We start from the raw sequence: 22,868 nt of genomic DNA on the forward strand, positions 1-22,868 counted from the left end.
CGTGCTCCAACTCGTCTCAGGGTGCGGAACTCGAAGCGTGGGGAGGTGCTTTACGTTCCTGTGGGGGATTTGAGTGCTTCCTACGAGGTGAGTGTGGGCGGACTGTGCTCGGGTGGGGGTGGACAGTTTTCGCCCACCCGTTCCTCATTGCTACTCACCGGGATGACAATTTCCGGGCTTATTAGAGCTGACGTCACGTCACATCGTGAGCGTGGGGTCGGGCGAATCGGAAGAACCGGGATGCCGCCTCCCCCGTACCAACAAAACGGAACCGGCCACCACCAGGACGAACCCGCCCACAGCCGCCCCGATCGGCAGGGTCACGCCGATCGCCTTCAGCTGTCCGCTGTCCCGCTCGGCCTGCCGTACGGCGTCCTTCTGCGTCGCCGTGGTGAACGCGATCTTCTCGCTGTCCAGCAGCACCACCGCGTCCTTCTTCGCGCCCGGCGCCCGCAGCGTGCGCTTCGGGCCGACCTGCGCGTAGATCACCCGGCCGGTGCGCTGGTCGACGACCAGCTCGATGCCGTGGTTGGAGTACCACTCCTCGGCCAGCACCTGCGGCTGGTTCTTCAGACCGACGATGCTGCCCGGCACCAGCCGGGTGCCGACCTTCGCCGGGGCGACCGTGCCGGTGAACCGGTAACCCGTATACCCCTGGACCTTCTTCGTATCCCGGTAGGTCAACACCACGGTCGACCCGAGGGAGTTGTCCCACCACTGGTACGAGCGTTTCTGCACGTCGAAGGGGAACTTCAGATAGGCCTCGCCCTCGATGTACGGCTTCTCGCCGCAGCAGTGGACCGGCTTGGTCGTCTTGCGGTTCATCACCCAGCGGTGCGGGACGAACTCCAGCGCGTCGTGCGGATCGGAGGCCGGCAGCGACTTGTCGGTGTCGACCGTGGTCGTCACGTCCCAGACCGCGTCGCCGCTGCGCTCGCTGTCCTCGACGTTGCCGCGCACCCGCTGAGTGACGGTGATCTCCTGGTCGGGCACGGTCTCGACCTTGTCGGTGTCGAAGACGCTGCCGGTGCCCTTGTAGACGGCGGTCTGATCGATGTCGATCGGATTCACGGCGGCCCGCGGGGTCACGTACCACGCCAGCAGGGGCGCCAGGACCAGCAAAAACGTGCCGAGTCCCAGCAGAATCAGGGAAAGAGGTGAGGCTGTACGGCGCATCCGGGCACTCCAGGGGCGTGAGGGTACGGAGTTCGGGCCGCTCTGGGCCCTGTCGTCACACTCCCGTCGTCCGCCCGGAGGGCGTCGCGGGGCAGGCGGGAGTGTGACGACAGGGCCCTTGGGCCGGGAACCGTAGAGCCGTCTTGACTAGGTGTCAATCTCATGTCGACACTGGGGCGGACCGTCAGGGTGGAGCGCGCCGGGGTGGGGACCGCCGGAAGAGAGCCACTGAGAGGCTGACCCTGCGATGTCCAGACTGCTTGCCGCCGCGTTGACCGTCGTGGCCGCCGCCGTGCTCGCCGTCGGTGCCGCGCTCGGCATCGTCGCCCTGCTCGACGCCACGCCCGACCAGCCCAACACCCCCTTGATCACATACGAGCAAGCGGGCCAGGGGAGTTGAGCCGTGACGGCCCGACCGGCAACCGTCAGCTCCCGCTCGGCCTGGCTCGACGTACCCCGCCTCCAGGTGCGCCGGTTCGCCGCGATCGCCATGGCCGAGGCGCCCGAGCTCGCCGACGAGATCCTGCGTGAGATCCGCCGCGAGTACCCCCATCTGCCCGTCGTCCTCGACGAGTCCGGTGAGCCGATGGCGCTCGTCGGCATCCGCCGCGCCATCGAGGTCTTCGTCCAGCACCTGGAGACCGCCGAGGGCCGTCCCACCGTCCCGCCCGGCGTCTTCCAGGAGTTCGGCCGCGGCGAGGGGCTCGGCGGGCGCAGCCTGGACTCGCTCCAGGCGATCTATCGCATGGGCGTACGGCTCGCCTGGCGCCGCTTCGCCGAGATCGGCCAGCGCGTCGAGATCCCGCCGCCCGCGATGTACGAACTCGTCGACGCGGGCTACGAGTACCTGGACGGCCTCGTCGACCAGTCGGTCCGCGGCTACGCGGAGGCGGCGGCCCGCCAGGCGGGCGAGCGCTTACGCCTCCAACGCGGCCTGATGGAACTGCTGTTGGCGGAACGTCCGCGCGGCGGCAACCCCGACGACCTGCTCACCGAGCGTGCCGCCCGGATTGGCTGGGCGCTCCCCGAGAAGGTGGCGGTGGGCGTCCTGCTCCGCCCCGCCCGGGAGGCCGTGGCACCCGCGGTCGGCCAGGGCGTCCTCCTCGACATGGAGTACGAGCAGCCCCGCATGGTCGTCCCCGAGCCGGACTGCGCGGGGCGCCCCGAACTCCTCCACCGCGCCCTGACCGGCTGGGCCGGCGCCATCGGCCCGCCCGTCCCGCTCGCCGACGCGGCGAAGTCGCTGCGCTGGGCGGAGGCGGCGGTGAGCCTCATGGGACGCGGGCTGCTGCCGGCCGGCGAGGTCCTGTACTGCACCGAGCACACGGAGGCCCTGGTCCTCCTCCAGCCGGAGGAACTCATCGACGACCTGGCCCTGCGCTGCCTGGCCCCCCTCGCCCACTGCGGCCCCACCCACGGCCGCCGCCTCGCCGAGACCCTCCTGGCCTGGCTGGAAACCCGCGGCGGCGCCCCCGAGGTGGCCACCCGCCTGGGCGTCCACCCTCAGACCGTCCGCTACCGCCTCCGCCAGATCCGCGAACTCTGGGGCGCCGAGATAGACGATCCGGACCGCCGCTTCGAACTCGAACTGGTGCTGCGGGCCCAGCGGTTGAGGGGAGCCCTCGGGACGACGAGCCGCTCCTAGTCGCGGCCCTTGAACTCCACCGGCCCCGCGTTCATCTCGATCGTGCCGTCCGGGTGCAGGACCGGGCGGCGCTCGGTCATACGGCCGCTGTACGCCTCGATGTGGTGGATCGCCGCGCCGTCCGTCGCGGTGAAGTCGACGAGGGCGATGGCCACCCAGTAGCGGGTCTTGGTGTTCTCGAAGAGCGGGACGGTGACATGGGAGCCGCGGCCGTCGTCCACGACCACCTGCGCGCCGAAGCTCTTGAAGGAGCCGAAGCCGTTGCTGAGGGCGGAGTAGGCGCACAGCAGGACATAGCCCTGCTGGTCCGGGCGGACGATCCGGACGGTCTCGCGGCCGGGGACCTGGGAGTCGCCGTCGAGCTGGATGTAGGGGGCCTGCTGGAGCGAGCCGAGGTTCTTGTAGTAGACGACGTCCGCCTTCGGGCCCTTGTCGCCCTTCTGCGGCATCTGCTTCGCCAGGCCGGTCTTCACGATCGTGCCGGGCGCCTGCGACCCACCCCGCTGCGCCTTCGACGCCGGCACGAACAGCGCGTACAGATCGAGGTCGGCACCGCGCCGACGCCGCTGGTCGCTGCCGCCGTCCCACTCCAGGGCCACGGTGACCACCAGCTCGCGGTCCTTCTTGTCCAGGCTGATCGAGACCTGGCCGCCCTTGTCGAGGCTGACCCTGCCGAGCGGGGGTTTGACGAGACTGGGGGGAGCGGCGGCAGGTACCGGAGCCGGCGTCGGCTCCGCGGGCGCCTCGGGCTCTGACACATCGATCCCGAAGTCCGTCGCGAGCCCCGCCAGCCCCTCCGCGTACCCCTGCCCGATGGCCCGCAGCTTCCAGCCCCCGGCCCGCCGGTACAGCTCCATCAGCAGGACGGCCCGCTCCCCGTCGACCAGCGGTGGCTGCCGGAAGACGATGGGCTCGGCACCGTCCTGCGCGGCCTGGACGGTGACACCCCCGACCTCCCGGAACGTGCGACTCGTGTCGTCCGGATCGCAGCTCGCGACCAGCACCACCCGGTCCACGTCCGCGGGCAGCGCGCCTGGATCCACGGCGATCCGCTCGGGGGCGCCGGCCTCCGCGGCGAGGTGGCGGACCGCGCCGGACTCGACGGTGGGCTGGTTGTAGAAGACGAGGTCGGCGTCGGACCGGACCCTGCCGTCCGCGCCGACCAGCAGGGCACTGAGGTCCACCGGGTCGCCCGCGGAGCGCAGCTCGGCGGTCAGCGGCCCCGCCCCGACCGTGGTGTTCCCGCCCTTGAGAAGCTCAGGCACAGCTACTGCCCCCACCCGTCGATGTGACGCCCCGTCGATGTGACGTCACCTTGCCACATCGGACTTGGAAGGCAAGGGGGTGCGCCGGGCGACCGGCCCGTCCAGGTGGACCACCACGGACGTGTAGAAGCGGTGCACGGCGTCGTCCACGCTGCGGATGAAGCCGGACTCGGTGTTGCCGCGGGTGCTGCCCATGCCTTTGAGGAGGGACAGCCGGAAGCCGGTGATCTGCGTGCCGTTCTTGGGGAGCAGGTCCGCGGGTTCCGGGCGGAGCCTTTCCAGGGTGCCGCGCGGGCCCAGGGCGTCACCCTCGACCAGGGTCTCCACATGCAGGTCGGCCGGTGCCTCGGCGAGGCGACGGACCAGCCGCTTGGCCCAGCTCAGCGGATAGCCCTGCTCGGGTGCGGGGATCTCCACGGACGTGCGCAGTCTGCCGGTCCGCAGATCGGCGCCGACGGTGAGCAGACCGGGCGCCTCCTCGACGCGCAGCTGTGCCTGCAACCGCCCTTCCAGGCACAGCTGGTCGGCCAGCTGGATCCGGCGGGTGCCGTGATCGGTGCCGCGTCTGACGCGCTGCGCGGGCAGCACTTTCTGGCCGAGTTCGCCACCGAGCCTGAGGCACACCTGACGGATGAGCCGCTCCCAGCTCTCGACGACCTCAAGGGCCCGTGGGTCGCCCTGGCAGAGGGTCTCGTCGTTGATGCCGTTGCGTACCGGCACCCAGGAGGAGCCCATGTTCTGGAAGCCGTGGCAGCCGGAGTTCTCGTGCTGGAGATAGTGCAGCAGTTCCTGGAGCAGCCAGGTGCGCGCCGCGTTGCCGACCCCTTCGTGCCGGATCAGCAGCTGTGCCTGATGGGCCACCTCGGCCCAGGAGAGATGCCAGAGCGCCACCTGGTGCTTGCGCCGCCGGTCGATCCGGACGTCGACCAGGGGGGTGCCCTCCAGCGCGACGTCGTTCGACAAGGTGATCACGGCTTCGTAGCCGCGGCGGGCGGCGATGTCCATGTAGGCCTGGACCTGGTCGGCCTTGAGAGCGTTGCCGTTCGTCTTGGTCTCGACGAGCGCCGTCCACAACTTGCCGGCCCGCTCGATACGGATCACTCCGTCGGGCCGCCGGGGCGTGTCACCGTGCGGCAGGGACACCTCGGTGAAGGTCTCCATACGGCCCGAGGGCGCGCCGAACGCGGCGGTGAGCCGTCGTCCGAACCGCGGTACCTGGGTCATCACCGACAGCAGCACCGAGGTGGCGCGCATCTCCCGGTCCCGGTCGCTCTTGAGCGCGGAGAGCGGAAAGAGCCTGGCGGGACGCCAGGAGTCGTTCTCCCCGAGGGACTTCTGCGGAGCGCTGGGCGGGGCCGCCCGCTTCTTGGCGGTGCGCGGCCGGGCGGCCGGTCTGCGCGGCCTGGTCTCGTCGGCGGTTCGGCGGGGAGCCGGTACGGCGTTCAGGGTCTCGGCCGGATCCGGCTCGGGGACCGAGTGCGAGGGCGGGCCGGCCGGCTCGCCGTTCCCGGCCGGTTCCGGCGTCGCCGCGGGCGCCGTACCGGCCGCGTCCTCGTCGGCGGCCTCCGCCTCGTCGTCGATGTCGACCCCGAAGTCCGTCGCCAGGCCGGCCAGCCCCGCCGCGTAGCCCTGTCCGACGGCTCGGAACTTCCACTGGCCTTCGCGGCGGTACAGCTCGCCGAAGATGATCGCGCTCACCTTGCCGGGGTCGTCGACGGCGAAGCGGAGGAGGTTCTCGCCCACCGCGTCGGACAGGGTCACCCGCAGGTCGTCCAGTTCCCCGAAGTGCGCGTCGCCGTAGCGGCTCGCGGCCACGACGACACGGTCGACCTCGGGCGGCACCACGGTCAGGTCGAAGCTGATCCGGTCCTCGTTGCCGTCCTCGGTGGGCGTCTTGTCCAGCAGGTGCACGCTGCCGTCGGCGGCCACCGGGTTGTTGTAGAAGTAGAAGTCCGCGTCGCTGCGGACCTTGCCGTTCGGGCCCAGAAGTAAGACGGACACATCGGCGTCGCCGTCCCCCGCCGGACTGCTCCAGCCCAGGCTGACGATCACCGAACCGGTGTTCTCACTCAGCGCCGACAGGGCAGCATTGGACCCCTTGGTCATTTCGCGCACGAGATTCCCCCCAGGAACCGCATCCCCCAAGACCGCCACGCAATGTGACGTGTCACACACGGACACAGTAGTACCGGCAGCTCGCACGCGTTACCGTTCCCGTCGAAACGGGCCGGTCGCGGAACGCCCGTCCCGCAGGACCATTGCCGCGGCAAACCCACGTTGAGTAACCTGTGTTCGTTATTCCGATCGCCTGTTGAAATCTCGAACAACGTCTACGATGCTCGACAGGCTCCGCACTCCGACAGACACCTCATAGGGAGGGGGCCGAACGTGGGACGTCTCGTACCCGCAGTGACCCGGGCTCTCGACATCCTCGAGCTCTTCCTCGACGGCGACGGCACGCTCTCCGCCCCGGACATCGTGCGCAAGCTCCAGCTGCCGCGCACCACCGTGCACGAACTGGTGACCACGCTCGCCGCGCGCTCGTACATCGTCCCGGTCCAGGGTCAGCCGGGACGCTACCGGCTCGGCGTACGCCCGTACCAGCTCGGCAGCCGTTACGCCGAGCAACTCGACCTCGCCGCCGAGGGCCAGCAGGTCGCCCGCTCGGTCGCCGAGACCTGCGACGAGACCGTCCACGTGGCCATCCTCGAGGGCACCGACGTCATCTACATCGCGAAGGTCGACTCCACGCACGCGGTGCGCATGGTGTCCGCCGCCGGCCGCCGGCTGCCCGCCCACTGCACCTCCGTCGGCAAGATGCTGCTGGCCTCGCTGCCCGAGCCGGAGCTGAGCTCCCGTATCCCGGACGACGCCGGCCTGGCCGCGATGACTCCGAACAGCATCACCGACCCGGGCGCCTTGCGCGAGGCCCTCGCCGAGATCCGTGAGCGGGGTCTCGCGGTGGAGCGCCGCGAGTCCAACCCGGACGTCTCCTGCGTGGCCGCCCCGGTCCGCGACCGCACCGGCCGGGTCGTCGCCGCGCTGTCGATCTCGGTGCCGATGATCCGCTGGAGCGAGGACCGCCGCGAGGAGCTGGAGCAGCTCGCCGCCAAGGGCGCCGTCGAGCTGTCCGAGCGCCTGGGCCACCGGAGCGTGGGATGACCGCGAAGACCTACGCCTACGAGGTCGCCGTCCGCGCCGAGGCGACCCTCGGCGAGGGCCCGACCTGGGACGCGGCGGCCGGCCGGCTGCTCTGGCTGGACATCCTGGGCGCCCGCCTGCACAGCTACGACCCGGCGACCGGGAACCGCACGGTCCGCGTCACCGACCAGCACGGCGGCGCCGCGAAGCCGCGCGCGAACGGCGGCCTGGTGCTCAACCTGCGCGACGGCGTGGCCCTCCTCGACCCGGACGACACCTTCCACTGGCTCCACCACGAGCCGGTGCCGGGCCGCCGCGCCAACGACGCGGCGATCGCCCCCGACGGCTCCCTCTGGGCCGGCACCATGCGCTACGACGAGGCCCCCGGCGGCGGCACCCTGTCCCGCTTCACGGCCGACGGCACGGCGGAAACGGTCCTCGACGACGTCGCGGTCAGCAACGGCACCGGCTGGAGCCCCGACGGCCGCCTGATGTACTACATCGACTCCCCGACCCGCCGGGTCGACGTCTTCGACCACGAGGCGGGGCAGGTCTCCAACCGCCGCCCCTTCGCCGAGATCGAGGACGGCGCCGGCTTCCCCGACGGCCTCACGATCGACGCGGACGGCTGCGTGTGGGTGGCCCTGTGGGACGGTGGAGCGGTCCGCCGCTACACCCCGGAGGGCACCCTGGACCGCGTGATCACCCTGCCGACCCCAAGGGTCACGGCGTGCGCGTTCGGCGGCACGGATTTGACGGACCTGTACATCACGACGGCGAGGGTGGGGCTGGCGGCCCCGCATCCGGTGGCAGGCTCACTGCTGGTGGTACCGGGCGCAGGAAAGGGATTGCGGCACCCTGCATTCGCCGGATGACCGCATGTCCCCAAGGGGCGCGGGGAACTGCGCGACCAGCCCCCACCCACCCGCCCCCGACGCACTACTGAATCCCCGCCACCTTCAACTCCTCAGCAGTCAAAGGCGGCTCAGTAAGCGTCGGCTTCAACGGCCCCACCAACGCCCCCAGCAACACAGAAGGCGCCAACAACACCTCCGCCCGCCGCTCCAACGACGTCACATCAGTGACCCGGCGAGCGATCCGCCCGTTCCCCGTGGCCGCGTACATCAGCCGATCCACGTACGCGGCCACGAGCCGGTCCCGCCCCGTGGGCCCGTCCTCCGTCGCCCCGGGACAGAACACGTCCTGCCCGGTCGCCAGATCCCACGCCGCCCCCACCGGCCGGGCCACCGCCTTCTGTACCCGACGGGACACCCCCGGCGCCCCCCACCCGTATCGCCGTACGACATCCCGAAGGATCACCGCGCTCTGCGCCCCCACGGCCAGCCCATGCCCGTAGACGGGGTTGTACGCGGCCAGCGCGTCCCCGAGGACGGTGAAGTTGTCCGGCCACGCCCGCATCCGCTCGTAGAAGTACCGTCGGTTGACGGTCGTGCGGGTGAACGCCACGTCCGACAACGGCTCGGCGCGCGCGAGGAGTTGGCCGATCAGCGGGTGCCGCAGCTCCTCGCGGGCGAAGCGGACGAAGTCGTCGCCGGAGGCGTTCGCGGAGGTCGGTTCGCCGCCGCGGGTGCCGTTGAGGGTGACGATCCAGCGGCCGTTCTCGATGGGCAGCAGGAAGCCCGCGCGGCCGGGACCTTCGGCGCGGGCGTCGGACTGGACGTTGACGACCGGGAAGCCGTCACGGGCCTGTTCGGGGGCCAGGTACAGCCGGCTCGCGTAGGCGAGGCCGGAGTCGACCTCGCGCTGTTCCGGCGCCGGAAGGCCGAGGTCGGCGAGCCAGCGCGGCGCCCTTGAGCCGCGTCCGCTCGCGTCGACGACCAGCCCGGCGTCGAGGACCCGCTCCTGCCCGTCGCGCCCGCGCACCCGGACGCCGGTGACCGCCTCGGACGTGCCGGCCAGCCCCAACGCCTCGGTCCCGTCGAGGAGTTCGACGCGTTCGTCGGCGAGGACCCGGGCGCGGAGCGTCGCGTCGAGGAGATCGCGTCCGGCGAGGATGACGTGGTGCGACTCCGGCCAGCGGCGGAACCAGCCGTGTGCCGACAGGACGACCATGTCCGTGGTGACCGGCGCCCGGCGGGCCCCGGCGGCGCGGAGTTCCCCGGTGGCGCCGGGCAGCAGCTCCTCCAGGGCGTGCACACCGCCCGACCACAGCATGTGGGCGTGCCGGGCCTGGGGCAGCCCCTTGCGGGGCGCGGGTGCCACGGGCAGTTCGTCGCGTTCCACGACGACGACCCGCTCGGCGAGCCCGGCCAGGGCGGCGGCCACGAGCATGCCCGTGTGCGACCCCCCGAGCACCACAGCGACTCCGAGCGCCTCTGGGGAAGATCTATCACTCATGCGTGGACATGCTCTCTGCCGGGACGGCCGCGCGGGCGCGCACCGCCTTGATCTCCTCGGGCTTGCGCAGGGCCTGGGACACGGCCTGGATCTCCTGCAACAGGTAGGTGGTGTCGGGGGCGCTGGTGCCGCCGCCGTCGGGGGAGCGCCGCTCGGCCTCCACCGCGTCCAGGATCGTCACGGCGGCGGCCAGGGCCTGAGCGCGGCCGGGCGTGAGGCCGAGGGCGCGGGCGGCGTCGTAGGACCGGGTGCGCAGGTCCTCGTCGAGGCGGCGGGCGAGTTGGAGGAGCGTGTCGCGGATGAACGTCTCGCGGCGGATGAGGCGCATCTCGGGGGTCGCCCGCAGACCGAGGGGTTCGCGGCCGCCGGCGACGGTCCGCATGAGGCGGGCCAGCGGGGCCAGGCCGCGGTGGCGGCGGCGGACCAGCCAGCGCTCCTGGAGGTACTGGCCGGCGTGCGGCACGATGAAGCCGACCGCGACGAAGGTGGCGGCGATGCAGGCGGCCGACGGCGCGACGTTGGTGTTCAGCCAGTCCAGGTCGTGGCCGGTCCAACGGGCCACCACGGCCGTGAGTTTGGCCGCGCTGAAGAGCAGGTTCGTCCCGAAGCCGACGCCGAGGAAGCGCAGTCCCCAGCGCAGCCAGGCGTCGAGGCCGTCGGTGCGGATCCAGTTCCACACCAGCCGGGACGTGATGAGGCTGGCCACGGCGTGCGCGGTCAGGTAGAGGAGGATCAGCTCCCGCATGAACGGCGTGGAGGCGTAGTAGGTGTCCAGGTCCCGGATCTGTTCCACGGGCACGTCGGCGAGCGCGAACAGGATCCACAGCGCGGCGACGACGGCCGCGTAGGCGGCGACCACCCAGCGGGTCGCGCGGCGCGTCTGGGCATGGCGTTCGGTACGGCCGTTGCGCCAGTGCACGACCAGCAGCAGCCAGGACGCGCACAGCGCGGTGAGCAGCGAGTAGACCCAGGGCGCGGCGATGTTGGGGACGCCGGTGACCCGGTTGGTCCAGGCGATGGTGGAGGGGGCCGCGAAGACGAACACCGCGCAGGCGAACAGCAGCAGCCCGCCGACGGCCCGCAGCAGCGGGTCCCGCCACAGCTTGAGGATGCTGGGCAGTTTGATCGCCAGGGCCGCGGTCAGCACGGCGGTGGGCAGCCAGAAGGAGACGTACATCCCGCTGAGGAGGTTTCCCGCGGCGAGCGTGCCGAAGGCGTCGCTCACCTGTCGGTGCCCCGGCGTCCGCGGTAGCCCAGGGACCGCTCCAGCGGTTCGAGGTGCCGCCGGCCGCCGTGGCCCGACAGACAGGGCCGGAAGACGGCCGCGAGGCGGTGTCCGAAGTCGTCGGCCTCGGCCTCGTCCGTCTGCCGGGAGCCGTCACGGGCGGCGACGGTCAGGGCGTCCTTCCAGTCGGGTTCGCCGGCCAGCGCGCGGGCGGCGGCGGACCCCACGCCGTGCCGGTGCCCGGCGTGCAGATGCCACAACTCATGCCCGAGGATGACCAGTTGCTGCACCGCCTCGGCGCGCTCCTCGACGATGATCAGGTCGAAGTCCTGGAACTCGACACACAGGCCGGTCACTTCGATCTCGTCGGGAAACCGTTCGAACCGCAGCTCCACGGGCCGTCCGCCGCGGCGCACGCTCATCGCCTCGCACAGCGCCCGGCACACCTCGTGCACCCCGGTCGGGGGCCGCGGTGCGGCCCGTACGGCGGCGGCGAGTTCGCCCGCCAGATCGCGCATGGCAGAACCGCTTCTCGCCCGCCGCAGCGCCGCGGCGATCCGCCCCGAACTCCTGCGCGCGCCCGCGATGTCCATCGATCCCCCTTCTCACCACCGCACGGCAGTCCGTCCGAGAGTACGCGGCGGGAAGTGCCCGCGTCATGCGATCCGGCGAGCGATCGTTCAAGCGGGAACGACATGGCCTGAACCGTCCCGGACAGCGTTGTCAGCAGGTGGGAACGATCTCCGGGGTTCTGAAAATCCTGTCCGGACCATTGACGTGCAAGCGCTTCCTATCTACGGTCCCGTTCGAAGTTACGGGCGCCTTTCGATATACCGAACAACTGACACGTTTCTCTGAACTCGGAAAGTAAGGGCAGGCAATGGGACGACCTGACCTGAATCGCAGGCAACTGCTGACCGCGGCGGGCGGACTCGCCGTCGCGGGCAGCTTCGGTTTCGCGGCGCTCGGGACGGGTGCCGACGCACTGGCCTCCGGCGCGGACACCCGCGTGCGGTACTGGAACCTCTTCAGCGGCGGCGACGGCGCCAACATGATCACGATGCTGGACGCCTTCCGCAAGGAACACCCCGACATCGCGGTCAAGGACTCCACCCTCCAGTGGGGCAACCCCTTCTACACCAAGCTCGCCATGGCCGCCGCGGGCAACCGCGCCCCCGAACTGGGCGTGATGCACATGGGCCGGGTCACCGGCTTCTCACCGGGGCGCCTCCTGGACCCCTGGGACGTGGACCTGCTCGCCAAGTACGGCGTACGGGAGCAGGACTTCAACCCCGCGCTGTGGAAGCGCGGCGTCATCGACGGCAAGCTCTACGCCCTGCCGCTCGACATCCACGTCCAGCTCTGCTTCTACCGCAAGGACGTGCTGAAGAAGGCCGGCCTGCTCGGCGACGACGGCCGCATGATCCCGGTGGGCTCCACCACCGAGTGGTTCGACGTGCTGAAGAAGGCCAAGGCGGTCCAGAAGAAGGGCCTCCAGACCATCGGCCTGTGGACCAACGACCAGAACTTCCAGTGGTGGTTCTTCGTCGCCTTCTACACCCAGCTCGGCGGCGAGTGGTTCAACGCCGAGAACACCGAGGTGCTCTTCGACCCCGACAAGGCCACCCAGGTCCTGGAGTTCCTCCGGCAGCACGTCACCGACGGCTATGTCATCCCCGGCGCCCCCACCGGCGAACAGTTCATCAACGGCGCCCCCTTCACCTGGGAGGGCAACTGGTCCGTCCCGGTCTTCTCCGGGGCCAAGCTCGACTACGGCGCCACCCCGCTGCCGCCCGTCTTCGGCAAGCAGGCCACCCACGCCGAGTCGCACGCCTTCGTCCTGCCCCACCAGGCCGGCCGCGGCGGCGCCACCAACGACGGCGCCCACCAGCTCGCCGCCTACGTCGTCCAGCACGCCCAGCAGTGGGCGGCCGGCGGCCACATCCCCGCGTACACGCCGACGCTCTCCACGGCCGCGTACAAGAAGCTCACCCCGCAGAACGAGTACGTCAGCGCCATGGACCACCAGGCCACCGAGCCCAAGGTGTGGTTCGCGGGCTCCACCGGCGTCCTCGCCCAGGACCTCGGCCCGGTCGTCGTCTCCTCGACGATGGGCTCCGCCAAGCCCGACAAGGTCGCCCAGACCATGAAGAGCCATCTCACCAAGCTCCTCGCGTCCAAGAACCCGATGGACGGCAGGACCGCCGCGCAGGGAGGTGCGGTCGCATGACGACCAGTGCTCAGACCGTCGCCGTACCGGCCCGCGCGAAGACCGCGACCGCCGCCGCGACCGTCCGCCGCAAGCAGGGCTTCCAGCACGGCGGCTGGTTCATCGCCCCGTTCCTGGCGCTCTTCGCCGTGTTCGTGGTCTGGCCGCTGCTGCGCGGCGTCTGGCTCAGCTTCACGGACGCCAACATCTCCGGCGAGGGCGCGAGCTTCGTCGGCCTCGACAACTACCGCGAGGCCCTGAACGACCAGGCGATGTGGGACGCGCTCGGCCACAGCGCCTACTTCACGCTCCTCGTCGTCCCCTGCATCACGCTCCTGGCCTTCCTGCTCGCGATGCTGGCCCACCACATCGAGCGCGGCAAATGGCTGTGGCGCCTGTGCTTCTTCGCGCCCTTCCTCCTCCCGTCCACCGTCGCCGCCAACATGTGGCAGTGGCTGTTCACCCAGGGCATCGGCCTGTTCAACGAGACCTTCGGCCTCGACACCCCCTGGCTGACCGACAAGTCCTACGCCATGCTCGCCATCGTCATCACCACCCTGTGGTGGACGGTCGGCTTCAGCTTCCTGCTCTACCTCGCCGCCCTCCAGGGCATCCCCGGCCACCTCTACGAGGCGGCCAAGCTGGACGGCGCCAACGCCTGGCACCGCATGGTCCACATCACCCTGCCGATGCTGCGCAACATCACCGGCCTGGTGATCGCGCTCCAGATCCTCGCCTCGCTCCAGCTCTTCGACCAGGCCGTCGTGATGATGGACTTCGGCCCCGGACCGGAGCTCTCCACCCGCTCCTTCGTCCAGTACACCCTCGAACAGGGCTTCACCGCCTACCGCGTGGGCTACGCCTCCGCGATGTCCATCATCTTCTTCGTGATCATCGCCGCCGTCGCCCTGGGCCGGATGGCGCTGCTGCGCACCCGTGAGGAGGGCACCCGATGAGTGCCACCCAGGTACGGCTCAAGACCCGCAAGCCCTGGACGCCGAGCCAGATCGTCCTCACCCTGATCGGCGCGGCCGTCTCCGTCGTCTTCATGGCCCCGATCGCCGCCGCCCTGTTCACCTCCCTCAAGTCCGAGGCGGAGGCCGCCGAGATCCCGCCGCACTGGCTGCCGAAGGTGTGGACGACCCAGGCCTGGAAGTCCCTGTGGGAGACCGGCAACGTCGGCAACTGGTTCGTCAACTCGCTCGTCGTCTCGGTATGCGTGACCACCATCGTGCTGATCGTGAGCGCGCTGGCCGGATACGGCTTCGCCCGCACCGAGTTCAGGGGCAAGTCCCTGCTCATGGGCGTGGTGATGTCGGGCCTGATGGTCTCCCCGGCCGTCCTCGGTGTCCCCCTGTTCACCACCGTCCAGCAGATGGGGATGGTCGACACCTACTGGGGCATGATCCTGCCGCAGTGCGCGCCCGCCGCGATGGTCTACATCCTCTACAAGTTCTTCCAGGGCATCCCGCGCGAACTGGAGGAGGCCGCCTTCATCGACGGCGCGGGCCGCTGGCGCGTCTTCTTCACCATCGTCGTCCCGCTGGCCCGCCCCTCCCTCGCGGCGGTCGGCATCTTCACCTTCATCGCCTCCTGGAACAACTTCCTGTGGCCGTACATGGTGACCAACAACCCCGACCTGATGACCATGCCGAACGGCATCGCGACCGTCATGAACTCCTACGGCATCCAGTGGGCCCAGCTCATGGCCGGCGGCCTGATGGCGGGCCTGCCCCTGATCGTCGTCTTCGTCTTCTTCCAGCGGCAGATCGTGGCGGGCGTCGCCCACACGGGATTGGCGGGACAGTGACCCTGCGCAGAGCCCTCACCGCCGTGGCCACGGCGACGGTCCTCGCCCTGCTCCCGAACGCGGCGCAGTCCGCCGAGAGTTACCCCGACCCCCGCCCCATCACCGGCCAGCAGATCATCCACGACCCGACCGTCATCAAGCTCAAGTCCGGCGGCTACGTGGCCTACTCGACCGGCGGCGTCATCGGCGCCCGCCTGTCGAAGGACGGCAAGCAGTGGGACGACGCGGGCAACGCCTTCGCCGAACCGCCGAGCTGGTGGTACGAGTACAACAACACCGGCGACCCGTGGGCCCCCGACATCTCCTACCGGGCGGGCACGTACTGGCTGTACTACGCCGTCTCGTCCTGGGGCACCAACCACTCCGCGATCGGCGTCGCCACCTCCGACTCCGGCCTCCCCGGCACCTGGACCGACCACGGCAAGGTCTTCTCCTCGGAGACCACCGACTCCTGGAACGCCATCGACCCGGGCGTCATCAAGGCCGGCGGCAAGCTGTGGATGGCGTTCGGCTCGTACTGGAGCGGCATCCGCATGGTCGAACTGAACCCGGTGACCGGCAAGGCAGTCGAGGGCGCGACGGTCGACCATTTGGCGACCCGCCCCGACCTGCCCTACGCCGTCGAGGGCCCGTACATCGTCAAACACGGCCGCTACTACTACCTCTTCGCCTCCTACGACGCCTGCTGCGCCGGAGTGAACTCCACCTACAAGATCAAGGTGGGCCGCGCGACGGACGTGGAGGGCCCGTACGTGGACAGCACGGGCAAGCCCATGCTGGAGGGCGGCGGCGACCTGCTCCTGGAGGGCCACGGCCGCTACATCGGCACGGGCGGCCAGTCGGTCTTCCAGGACAAGGGCCAGGATTGGCTGGCGTACCACTACTACGACGCAGAGGACGCAGGCACACCAAAGCTAGGGATCAACCGGCTCAGCTGGACGAAGGACGGCTGGCCTGGGGTCTTTTAGGGGCGCGGGGAACTGCGCGACCAGCCCCCACTCACCCGCAGACACAACGCAACCTCGAAAGGCAAGCATGAGCACCGCCCGCTTCACCCTCGACCCCGCCTTCACCGTCGGCGAGGTCAACCCCCGTATCTTCGGCTCCTTCGTGGAACACCTCGGCCGCTGCGTCTACACCGGCATCTTCGAACCGGGCCACCCCACCGCCGACGAAGCCGGCCTCCGCCAGGACGTCCTGGACCTGGTCAGGGAACTCGGCGTCACCGCCATCCGCTACCCCGGCGGCAACTTCGTCTCGGGCTACAAGTGGGAGGACAGCGTCGGCCCGGTGGAGGACCGCCCGCGCCGCCTCGACCTCGCCTGGCACTCCACGGAGACCAACCGCTTCGGCCTCGCCGAGTACATCGACTTCCTGCGCAAGGTCGGCCCCCAGGCCGAGCCCATGATGGCCGTCAACCTCGGCACCAGGGGCGTCGCCGAGGCGCTGGAGCTCCAGGAGTACGCCAACCACGGCGAGGGCACCGCCCTCTCCGAACTCCGCGCGGCCCACGGGGACAAGGACCCGTACGGCATCCGCCTGTGGTGCCTGGGCAACGAGATGGACGGCCCCTGGCAGACCGGCCACAAGACGGCCGAGGAGTACGGCCGGATCGCCGCCGAGACGGCCCGCGCCATGCGCCAGCAGGACCCGAAGGTCGAGCTCGTCGCCTGCGGCTCCTCCAGCCAGTCCATGCCGACCTTCGCCGAGTGGGAGGCGACGGTCCTGAAGGAGACGTACGACCTCGTCGACTACATCTCCCTCCACGCCTACTACTGGCCGGAGGACGGGGACGTCGACTCCTTCCTCGCCTCCGCCGTCGACATGGAGTCCTTCATCGAGAACGTGGTCGCGACCGCCGACCACGTGGGCGCCCGGCTCAAGTCGAAGAAGAAGATCAACCTCTCCTTCGACGAGTGGAACGTCTGGTACCTGCCCGAGTGGGAGGCGCGCGCCAAGGAGTTCGCGCAGGACGACTGGCCCGAGGCCCCGCGCCTCCTTGAGGACAGCTACAGCGTCACCGACGCCGTCGTCTTCGGCTCCCTCCTCATCGCCCTGCTCCGGCACGCCGACCGTGTCACCGTCGCCTGCCTCGCGCAGCTGGTCAACGTGATCGCCCCGATCATGACCGAGCCGGGCGGCAAGGCATGGCGGCAGACGACGTTCTTCCCGTTCGCGCAGGCCGCCCAGTACGGCCGTGGCGAGGTCCTCGACGTGCGGGTCGACTCGCCGACGTACGAGACGAAGAAGTACGGCGAGACCGACCTGCTGCACGCCACCGCCGTGCGCGCGCAGGACGGCGCGGTCACCGTCTTCGCCGTCAACCGCAGCCGGACGCAGGCGCTGCCCCTCGAAGTCGCCCTGAGCGGCCTGAACCTGACGACCGTCGTCGAGCACAGCGCCCTCGCCGACGCCGACCCGGACGCCCGCAACACCCTCGCCGAGCCGGAGCGGGTCGCCCCGCACCCGGTCGAGGGCACCGCCCTCACGGACGGCACCCTGACCGCCGTACTCGAACCGCTGTCGTGGAACGTGATCCGGATCGCCTAGCGGCTCACCGCTCGATGTACACCTGCGCGGGCGGGTACGGGGACGAAGGCGTCATGCCGACGGCCCAGTACCCGCCCGCGCCGGGTACCGGGGCAAGTGCGTTCACCAGCACGGAGGTTGAGGACGTGGGCCCGCGCTCGCTCACCCAGCTCCCCGCCTCCCAGCGGAGGTGGTGGGAGCGGGTCTGGTCCCAGAAGTCCCAGCCCGCGATGCGGTCCGGGCCGCCGAGCCCGTCGTCGACGATCCCGGTCAGTATGCCGACCGTGAACGGGGTCGTGACGTAGCTCCACGCACTGCCGTCCCAGTGCCGGAGGGTGACGCCCGGGGGCTTGCCGGGCGGGCCGCCCACGCCGTAGTCGCAGCCGGTGAGCCAGATGTCGTCGTCGGCGACCGGGAGCAGCCCGGTGACATAGGGGCGCAGGCCCGCCGGTGCGGGCAGTTCGGTCCACTCCTCGTGGTCCCAGCGGGCGATGAGCGCGCTGTCGTACACCCAGACATTGCCGTCGCGCGTCACCCGTAGCCCGGCTGGGGTGGCCGTGGCGCCGCTCGGTGGCCGGGGCAGCCACAGCCAGCCGTCCGTGTCACCGCGCAGCAGCACACTGCCGTCGCTGTTGCGGCCCGACAGCCATACGCGGTCGTCGGCGTCGAGTGTGACGGAGGTGAGGGTCGTCCCGGAGGCCGACCGTCCGGCGAAGTCGGCCTCCTGCCAGGTCGTGCCGTCCCAGCCAAGGAGGCGGGCGACGCCGCCGCTGTCGGTGCCGACGGCCCACGCGGCGCCGTACGACCCGGCGACGGAGCGCAGATAGCCGCCGGAGAAGCCGAGGTGGGCGAGGTCGAGGCGGGTCCAGGCCTGGCCGTCCCACACCAGGGCGAGCGGCTTGCCGCGCGTGGAGCCGTTGCGGCCCTCCTCGCCGACGGCCCAGGCGAGATCGGGACCGGCCGCCGCGACCGCGAGGAGTTGAGCGGCGGTTGCGCACTGGGGGGCGGGGACCGGCTGCCAGTCGTGCGGGCCGGTGGCGGCCCGCACGGTGACCGCCCCGGCAGCCGTTCCGCCGCTGGACGAGACGAGCCCGGCTCCGGCCCCCGCCCCGAGTAACCCGCTGATGAATCGCCGTCTTCGCACGAGGTTCTCCCTCCTCAGACGTTCACAGACGTTCTCAGACGTTCTCCACCGGCACCCCGCCCGCCGACGCGCCCAGCAGGGTCAGCCGTACGTCCTTCGGGCCCGCCTCGGTCGTGCCGTCCGAAAGGACGGCCAGGGCAAGGGAGTTGCTGCCCCGGGTGCGCAGGATGCCGTTCGGCAGGGTGAAGGTGTGCTGGGGGCCGGTGTCGTTGACGTACTGGCCCATGTTCCAGCCGTTGAGGAAGATTTGCACCCGGTAGGCACGCTTCGGATCGTCTTCGAGGGTGAGTCCGACCGAGGCGTCGACGCCGGCGGGGACGGCGAGCCGGAAGCCGGTGCGGTACCAGGTGACTCCCTGGCGGCGGTCGCCCCGCGGCAGCTTCACGGCCTCCCACGCCCTGTCGTCGAAGGCGGGCAGATGCCAGCCCTCCCGCTCGCCGTGCAGTCCGCCGTTGTTGAGCGGCCCCCGCACGGGGTCGGTGGCCCCGGCGCCCTGGAGTCGCCAACTGACCTCCGGGGAAGCCCCCTTGAAGCGGACCGACGTGAGCCCGCGAGCCGCCTTGTGGGTGTCGCGGGACGTCTCGTCGGTGTCGTGCGCCATCCGCCGGACGAGCACGGACAGCACATGTTCTTCCCGCTCCCGCAGCTTCTTCGGCACCTCGAAGACGGCCGTGTCCGTCCAGGTGCCCTGCCGGGCCGTCCCGGTGTCCGGCGCCGGCATCCGGTGGGTGCCGAGCGGCTTCCCGTCCAGCCAGGCCATCAACAGCCCCTGAGTGCCGGTGCTGTAGGCGAGCGAGACGGAGTCGAGGTCCTCGGCGTCGGTGATCCGGCCCCGGTACCAGACGTCGCCGTAGTGGAAGCCGTAGTCGTCGGCGAAGAGGACGGGCTGTCCGTCGAGGACGGGGGTGGTGCTGAAGGAGGTCTTCTTGTCGGCCTTCACCCATGCCGAGTCGTCGAAGTCCGGTGCGGACTCCGGGTTTTCGGTCTTCCGCCGCCAGCCCTCCAGCGCGGGCAGCGCCACCGGCCCCTGCCCCTGGAGCGGTTGCAGGGCGAGGAGGCTGGCGGTGGCGCTGATCCGGGAGGGCACCGGCCGCTCGTTCCAGGTCACCCGCTCGACACCGCGCGGCCCCCACACCTCAAGGCCGGTCAACTTGGTGGTGTCGCCGGTGAGATGGACGGTGGTGTCCTGGAGCCGGGCGTGCCGCACCAGCGAGGGCCCGTACACCAGCACCGATCCGGAGGGCGTCTCGTACGGCCACAGCCGCAGCGCGGTCGCGTCGTCGGCGAACAGCAGCAGCAACGGCCGGTCGGAGCCGCCGTTCTCCACCTTCACGCGGGCCAGTTCACCGACGCCGAGCGGGCAGGTCACCCGCAGCAGCCCACGGTCGTAGATCCACGCCGGTTCCGCGTCCAGCCGGGTCGCCGTGGGCTCCTCCGGGCACTCCAGGACGACCTGTGCCATGTCGCCGTACCGCCCCGCGAACACGGCGATGTCCTGCCGCCCGGCGGAGAGGAAGAACATCAGCTGGGCGGTGGCGTACCGCAAGGTCCGCCCACCGAGCCTGAGCCCGGTGCTGAGCACCTTGGTGTCATGGGGTGCGACATTGACCGGCACCTCGATCCCGGCGCCCGGCAGCGGGGTGGACACGGCCTTGGCGGAGTCGTTGCGCACCACGTACACCTGGGAGTCGGTGTCGCGGTTGGCCAGGTGCCGCACCTCCAGCCGTCCGCCCGGCGACTTCACGGCCTTCGCCCGGTCCAGCTTGGCGAAGTCCGGGACGGTCCGCAGCAGTTGGCCGAGCCGGTGGGCCGGCCCGAGCGCGGCGGTGGGCCGCCGCCCCGCGCCGAGGGCCGCTCCGTCGTCGTACGACGTGGTGGAGAGCTGCGGCGCGGGCAGCCAGCCCCAGGACGTCCCGCCGTACGCCATCGACGGGCTCGGGAGGCCGGTGAGGGTAGACCGCGGTACGGACAGGGGTACGTCGATGCCGTCGGCCCGCACCTTCTTGTGGAGGTGGGAGAGGTAGGCGGTGTCCTCGGCCTGCTCCAGTTGGTACAGCAGGACCGTGCCCTTGCCCTTGGTGTAGAGATGCCGGGCGGCGATCGCGTTCACCCGCGTCAGCCACTCGTCGGCGTACGCCAGATACGTCGGGTCGGTGGTCCTGGCCCGCCCCTCGGTCGCCGTCAGCCAGCCCGGGAAGCCGCCCGCGTCGATGTCGGCGCCGAGGTGAGGGCCGGGGCGCAGGACGACGTACAGCCCGGTCTCGGCGGCCGTGCGCAGGAAGCGGTCGAGGTCCCGGACGCCGGTGAAGTCGTAGGTGCCGGGGGCGGGGGAGTGGTAGTTCCAGGCGACGGAGAGGCTGACGGCGTTGTAGCCGTGCGCCCGCGCCTTCTCCAGCACGTCCCGCCACAGCGAGGGGCTGGGCAGCCGGAACAGATGCAGCTCGCCCGGCCACAGCGTCAGCCGCCGCCCGTCGACCACCAGGGAGTAGCGGTCGTGGCCGACCGTGTGCGCGACCCCGTCGACGACGGGCGGAGCCGGCGGCGGCCCCGTGGGCACGACGCGGGGACCCGTCCGCGCGGGCAGCGCACCGCCGCTGCCGGCCAGCGCGAAGCCGAGCGCGGCCGTACCGGCGAGGGTGCTGAAAGTTCGTCTGCTGAGCTCCACGCGAGCGTCGCCTCCTGTTGTGCCTGCGTTTCCCGGGACGCGAGTGAGGGACCATTCTCCATGCCCGGGGCGGCACACCTCACAATGGTCCGTATGAGGATCTCGGCACGGGCGGACTACGCGGTACGAGCGGTACTGGAGCTCGCCGTACGACAGGGCGGCGGACCTGTGAAGACTCCCGTGAAGGCGGAGACCATCGCCGTCGCGCAGGACATTCCGCACAAGTTCCTCGAAGGCATCCTCGGCGACCTGCGCCGCGGCGGGGTCGTCGACAGCAGGCGCGGCGGCAACGGCGGGTACACGCTGGCCCGGGACGCGGCGAAGATCACGGTGGCCGACGTGATCCGGACGGTCGACGGCCCGATCGTGTCGGTACGGGGCGAACGGCCGACGGGCCTCGCGTACACGGGCTCCGCCCAGCCCCTCCTGCCCCTGTGGATCGCCCTGCGCGCGAACGTGCGCCGCATCCTGGAGGGCGTGACGATCGCGGACATCGCGGCGGACGCGCTGCCGGAGCCGGTGCAGCGGCTGGCCGCGGAGCCGGCCGCCTGGGAGAACCCGTAAGGGCGGTGGAGGGATTTTTCGGCCGGTCCCTGTGAACGTCCTCATCCGGGTCTAAGGCTGTACTCAGTTTGACGCCCTACCGTCGCGTCCCGTTCATCCCTACCTCACCGGTGGGAAAACCCGGAAACGCAGGAACGACGGACGGGACCTCCCTCTATGCGCACGCTGATACTGCTCGCCCTCGCGGGCCTGGGCGCCCAGCTCGTGGACGGCAGCCTCGGCATGGCCTACGGCGTGACCTCCACGACCCTGCTGCTGGCCATGGGGACGAATCCGGCCGCGGCCTCGGCCACGGTCCACCTCGCCGAGATCGGTACGACGCTGATGTCCGGCGCCAGCCACTGGCGCTTCGGCAACGTCGACTGGAAGGTCGTGACGAGGATCGGCGTTCCCGGCGCGATCGGCTCGTTCCTCGGCGCGACGGTCCTGTCGAAGCTGTCCACGGAGGTGGCGGAGCCGGTGATGTCGCTGATCCTGCTCGGCCTCGGCCTGTACGTCATGTCCCGTTTCACCTTCCGCGGCCTCCCCAAGGACCGTCTGGGCCAGCCACTGCGGAAACGGTTCCTGACGCCGCTCGGCCTGGTCGCCGGGTTCCTGGACGCTACCGGCGGGGGCGGCTGGGGCCCGGTGGGTACACCGGCGTTGTTGGCGAGCGGCCGGATGGAGCCCCGCAAGGTGATCGGCTCGATCGACACCAGCGAGTTCCTGGTGGCGCTGGCGGCGAGCCTCGGCTTCCTCTTCTCCCTCGGCTCCCAGGGCCTCGACTGGACCTGGGTCCTCGCCTTCCTCCTCGGCGGCCTGATCGCCGCGCCGGTCGCCGCCTGGCTGGTCCGCCTGGTCCCGCCGCGGGTGCTGGGCTCGGCGGTCGGCGGAGTCATCATCGTCACCAACGTCCGTACGCTGCTGAGGAGCGACTGGATCGGGGCGGGCGGCGGCGTGAGCGCGGTGGTGTACGTGCTGCTGTACGCGGTGTGGGCCGCCGCCCTCACGTACTCGATCCGTGCCTACCGTCGGGAGCGGGCGGCGGAGACCGGGCACGCGGGGGAGCGGCAGCCCGTCAGCGCATGACCGCGAGGGTCGGTCGCTGTTGACGCCCACGGTGAGGGTGGCGGCGTAACCGTCGGACACGCCGGCGTC

At 70.9% G+C, this 22,868-nt stretch carries 19 protein-coding genes; 11 read left to right on the top strand and 8 right to left on the bottom strand.

The window, feature by feature from the left end; genetic code table 11:
* Positions 1–198: 198 nt before the first annotated feature.
* Complete coding sequence (locus OG866_RS30255) at positions 199–1,176, bottom strand: DUF3068 domain-containing protein (protein ID WP_329339557.1); 978 nt, start codon at positions 1,174–1,176, stop codon at positions 199–201.
* 247 nt (positions 1,177–1,423) lie between these two features.
* On the opposite strand from OG866_RS30255, the gene OG866_RS30260 reads away from it, so the two are divergent.
* Together OG866_RS30260 and OG866_RS30265 are read left to right on the top strand one after the other, a co-directional pair.
* Positions 1,424–1,576 carry a hypothetical protein gene (locus tag OG866_RS30260; RefSeq protein ID WP_165951142.1) on the top strand — a complete coding sequence of 51 codons (153 nt, stop codon included), beginning with the start codon at positions 1,424–1,426 and terminating at the stop codon, positions 1,574–1,576.
* A gap of 3 nt (positions 1,577–1,579) precedes the next feature.
* The gene (locus OG866_RS30265; protein WP_329339559.1) at positions 1,580–2,821 is read left to right on the top strand and encodes a helix-turn-helix domain-containing protein; all 1,242 of its coding nucleotides are present in this window, start codon (positions 1,580–1,582) and stop codon (positions 2,819–2,821) included.
* Here the strand turns inward: OG866_RS30265 and OG866_RS30270 are convergent.
* Positions 2,818–4,086 carry a TerD family protein gene (locus OG866_RS30270; RefSeq protein ID WP_329339561.1) on the bottom strand — a complete coding sequence of 423 codons (1,269 nt, stop codon included), beginning with the start codon at positions 4,084–4,086 and terminating at the stop codon, positions 2,818–2,820. The two genes, OG866_RS30265 and OG866_RS30270, sit on opposite strands and share 4 nt — an antisense overlap.
* A 45-nt stretch (positions 4,087–4,131) precedes the next feature.
* On the bottom strand, positions 4,132–6,192 hold the full coding sequence (locus tag OG866_RS30275; RefSeq protein ID WP_329339562.1) for a TerD family protein: 2,061 nt from the start codon (positions 6,190–6,192) through the stop codon (positions 4,132–4,134).
* Positions 6,193–6,474: 282 nt separating this feature from the next.
* Here OG866_RS30275 and OG866_RS30280 point away from each other — a divergent pair, with 282 nt between their 5' ends.
* Both OG866_RS30280 and OG866_RS30285 read left to right on the top strand, forming a co-directional pair.
* Positions 6,475–7,248 (top strand): IclR family transcriptional regulator, encoded by a 774-nt coding sequence (locus tag OG866_RS30280; protein WP_329339563.1) that lies wholly within the window; start codon positions 6,475–6,477, stop codon positions 7,246–7,248.
* Positions 7,245–8,102, top strand: coding sequence for an SMP-30/gluconolactonase/LRE family protein (locus OG866_RS30285; protein WP_329339565.1), 858 nt, complete (start codon positions 7,245–7,247; stop codon positions 8,100–8,102). The genes OG866_RS30280 and OG866_RS30285 overlap by 4 nt, the downstream gene beginning before the upstream one ends.
* A gap of 64 nt (positions 8,103–8,166) precedes the next feature.
* Here the strand turns inward: OG866_RS30285 and OG866_RS30290 are convergent, their stop codons facing one another.
* From OG866_RS30290 to OG866_RS30300, 3 genes are read right to left on the bottom strand one after another with little or no spacing between them, the layout of a single operon-like run.
* Positions 8,167–9,585, bottom strand: a complete 1,419-nt coding sequence (locus OG866_RS30290) for an NAD(P)/FAD-dependent oxidoreductase (protein WP_329339567.1) — start codon at positions 9,583–9,585, stop codon at positions 8,167–8,169.
* Positions 9,578–10,762, bottom strand: a complete 1,185-nt coding sequence (locus OG866_RS30295) for an MAB_1171c family putative transporter (RefSeq protein WP_329344375.1) — start codon at positions 10,760–10,762, stop codon at positions 9,578–9,580. Before OG866_RS30295 ends, OG866_RS30290 begins: the two co-directional genes overlap by 8 nt.
* 44 nt (positions 10,763–10,806) lie before the next feature.
* On the bottom strand, positions 10,807–11,403 hold the full coding sequence (locus OG866_RS30300; protein ID WP_329339570.1) for a toxin-antitoxin system, toxin component family protein: 597 nt from the start codon (positions 11,401–11,403) through the stop codon (positions 10,807–10,809).
* Between the two features lie 287 nt (positions 11,404–11,690).
* Here OG866_RS30300 and OG866_RS30305 point away from each other — a divergent pair, with 287 nt between their 5' ends.
* The 5 genes from OG866_RS30305 to arfA all read left to right on the top strand — a co-directional run bounded on the left by OG866_RS30305 (position 11,691) and on the right by arfA (position 17,379).
* Complete coding sequence (locus OG866_RS30305) at positions 11,691–13,040, top strand: extracellular solute-binding protein (RefSeq protein ID WP_329339572.1); 1,350 nt, start codon at positions 11,691–11,693, stop codon at positions 13,038–13,040.
* Positions 13,037–13,975, top strand: coding sequence for a carbohydrate ABC transporter permease (locus OG866_RS30310; RefSeq protein WP_329339574.1), 939 nt, complete (start codon positions 13,037–13,039; stop codon positions 13,973–13,975). The genes OG866_RS30305 and OG866_RS30310 overlap by 4 nt, the downstream gene beginning before the upstream one ends.
* Positions 13,972–14,829, top strand: a complete 858-nt coding sequence (locus tag OG866_RS30315) for a carbohydrate ABC transporter permease (RefSeq protein ID WP_329339576.1) — start codon at positions 13,972–13,974, stop codon at positions 14,827–14,829. The genes OG866_RS30310 and OG866_RS30315 overlap by 4 nt, the downstream gene beginning before the upstream one ends.
* On the top strand, positions 14,826–15,797 hold the full coding sequence (locus tag OG866_RS30320) for an arabinan endo-1,5-alpha-L-arabinosidase (RefSeq protein ID WP_329339577.1): 972 nt from the start codon (positions 14,826–14,828) through the stop codon (positions 15,795–15,797). Before OG866_RS30315 ends, OG866_RS30320 begins: the two co-directional genes overlap by 4 nt.
* 67 nt (positions 15,798–15,864) lie before the next feature.
* Positions 15,865–17,379 (top strand): arabinosylfuranosidase ArfA, encoded by a 1,515-nt coding sequence (gene arfA, locus OG866_RS30325; protein ID WP_329339579.1) that lies wholly within the window; start codon positions 15,865–15,867, stop codon positions 17,377–17,379.
* 4 nt (positions 17,380–17,383) lie between these two features.
* Here arfA and OG866_RS30330 read toward each other — a convergent pair whose 3' ends face one another.
* The gene (locus tag OG866_RS30330) at positions 17,384–18,502 is read right to left on the bottom strand and encodes a hypothetical protein (protein ID WP_329339580.1); all 1,119 of its coding nucleotides are present in this window, start codon (positions 18,500–18,502) and stop codon (positions 17,384–17,386) included.
* A 34-nt stretch (positions 18,503–18,536) separates the two neighbouring features.
* Positions 18,537–21,167 carry a beta-galactosidase gene (locus OG866_RS30335; protein ID WP_329339581.1) on the bottom strand — a complete coding sequence of 877 codons (2,631 nt, stop codon included), beginning with the start codon at positions 21,165–21,167 and terminating at the stop codon, positions 18,537–18,539.
* A 93-nt stretch (positions 21,168–21,260) separates the two neighbouring features.
* On the opposite strand from OG866_RS30335, the gene OG866_RS30340 reads away from it, so the two are divergent.
* Together OG866_RS30340 and OG866_RS30345 are read left to right on the top strand one after the other, a co-directional pair.
* Positions 21,261–21,731, top strand: coding sequence for an RrF2 family transcriptional regulator (locus OG866_RS30340; RefSeq protein WP_329339582.1), 471 nt, complete (start codon positions 21,261–21,263; stop codon positions 21,729–21,731).
* A gap of 156 nt (positions 21,732–21,887) precedes the next feature.
* Positions 21,888–22,799: a sulfite exporter TauE/SafE family protein gene (locus tag OG866_RS30345; RefSeq protein ID WP_329339584.1), complete on the top strand. Its 912-nt coding sequence runs from the start codon at positions 21,888–21,890 to the stop codon at positions 22,797–22,799.
* Positions 22,800–22,868 lie beyond the last annotated feature (69 nt).

It is taken from the genome of Streptomyces sp. NBC_00663, from assembly GCF_036226885.1.
Lineage (GTDB): Bacteria > Actinomycetota > Actinomycetes > Streptomycetales > Streptomycetaceae > Streptomyces.

Coding starts and splice junctions, on each gene's coding strand:
- OG866_RS30255 (WP_329339557.1), bottom strand. CDS start 1,176: ATGCGCCGTACAGCCTCACCTCTTTCCCTGATTCTGCTGGGACTCGGC.
- OG866_RS30260 (WP_165951142.1), top strand. CDS start 1,424: ATGTCCAGACTGCTTGCCGCCGCGTTGACCGTCGTGGCCGCCGCCGTG.
- OG866_RS30275 (WP_329339562.1), bottom strand. CDS start 6,192: ATGACCAAGGGGTCCAATGCTGCCCTGTCGGCGCTGAGTGAGAACACC.
- OG866_RS30285 (WP_329339565.1), top strand. CDS start 7,245: ATGACCGCGAAGACCTACGCCTACGAGGTCGCCGTCCGCGCCGAGGCG.
- OG866_RS30290 (WP_329339567.1), bottom strand. CDS start 9,585: ATGAGTGATAGATCTTCCCCAGAGGCGCTCGGAGTCGCTGTGGTGCTC.
- OG866_RS30295 (WP_329344375.1), bottom strand. CDS start 10,762: ATGTACGTCTCCTTCTGGCTGCCCACCGCCGTGCTGACCGCGGCCCTG.
- OG866_RS30300 (WP_329339570.1), bottom strand. CDS start 11,403: ATGGACATCGCGGGCGCGCGCAGGAGTTCGGGGCGGATCGCCGCGGCG.
- OG866_RS30305 (WP_329339572.1), top strand. CDS start 11,691: ATGGGACGACCTGACCTGAATCGCAGGCAACTGCTGACCGCGGCGGGC.
- OG866_RS30310 (WP_329339574.1), top strand. CDS start 13,037: ATGACGACCAGTGCTCAGACCGTCGCCGTACCGGCCCGCGCGAAGACC.
- OG866_RS30315 (WP_329339576.1), top strand. CDS start 13,972: ATGAGTGCCACCCAGGTACGGCTCAAGACCCGCAAGCCCTGGACGCCG.
- arfA (WP_329339579.1), top strand. CDS start 15,865: ATGAGCACCGCCCGCTTCACCCTCGACCCCGCCTTCACCGTCGGCGAG.
- OG866_RS30340 (WP_329339582.1), top strand. CDS start 21,261: ATGAGGATCTCGGCACGGGCGGACTACGCGGTACGAGCGGTACTGGAG.
- OG866_RS30345 (WP_329339584.1), top strand. CDS start 21,888: ATGCGCACGCTGATACTGCTCGCCCTCGCGGGCCTGGGCGCCCAGCTC.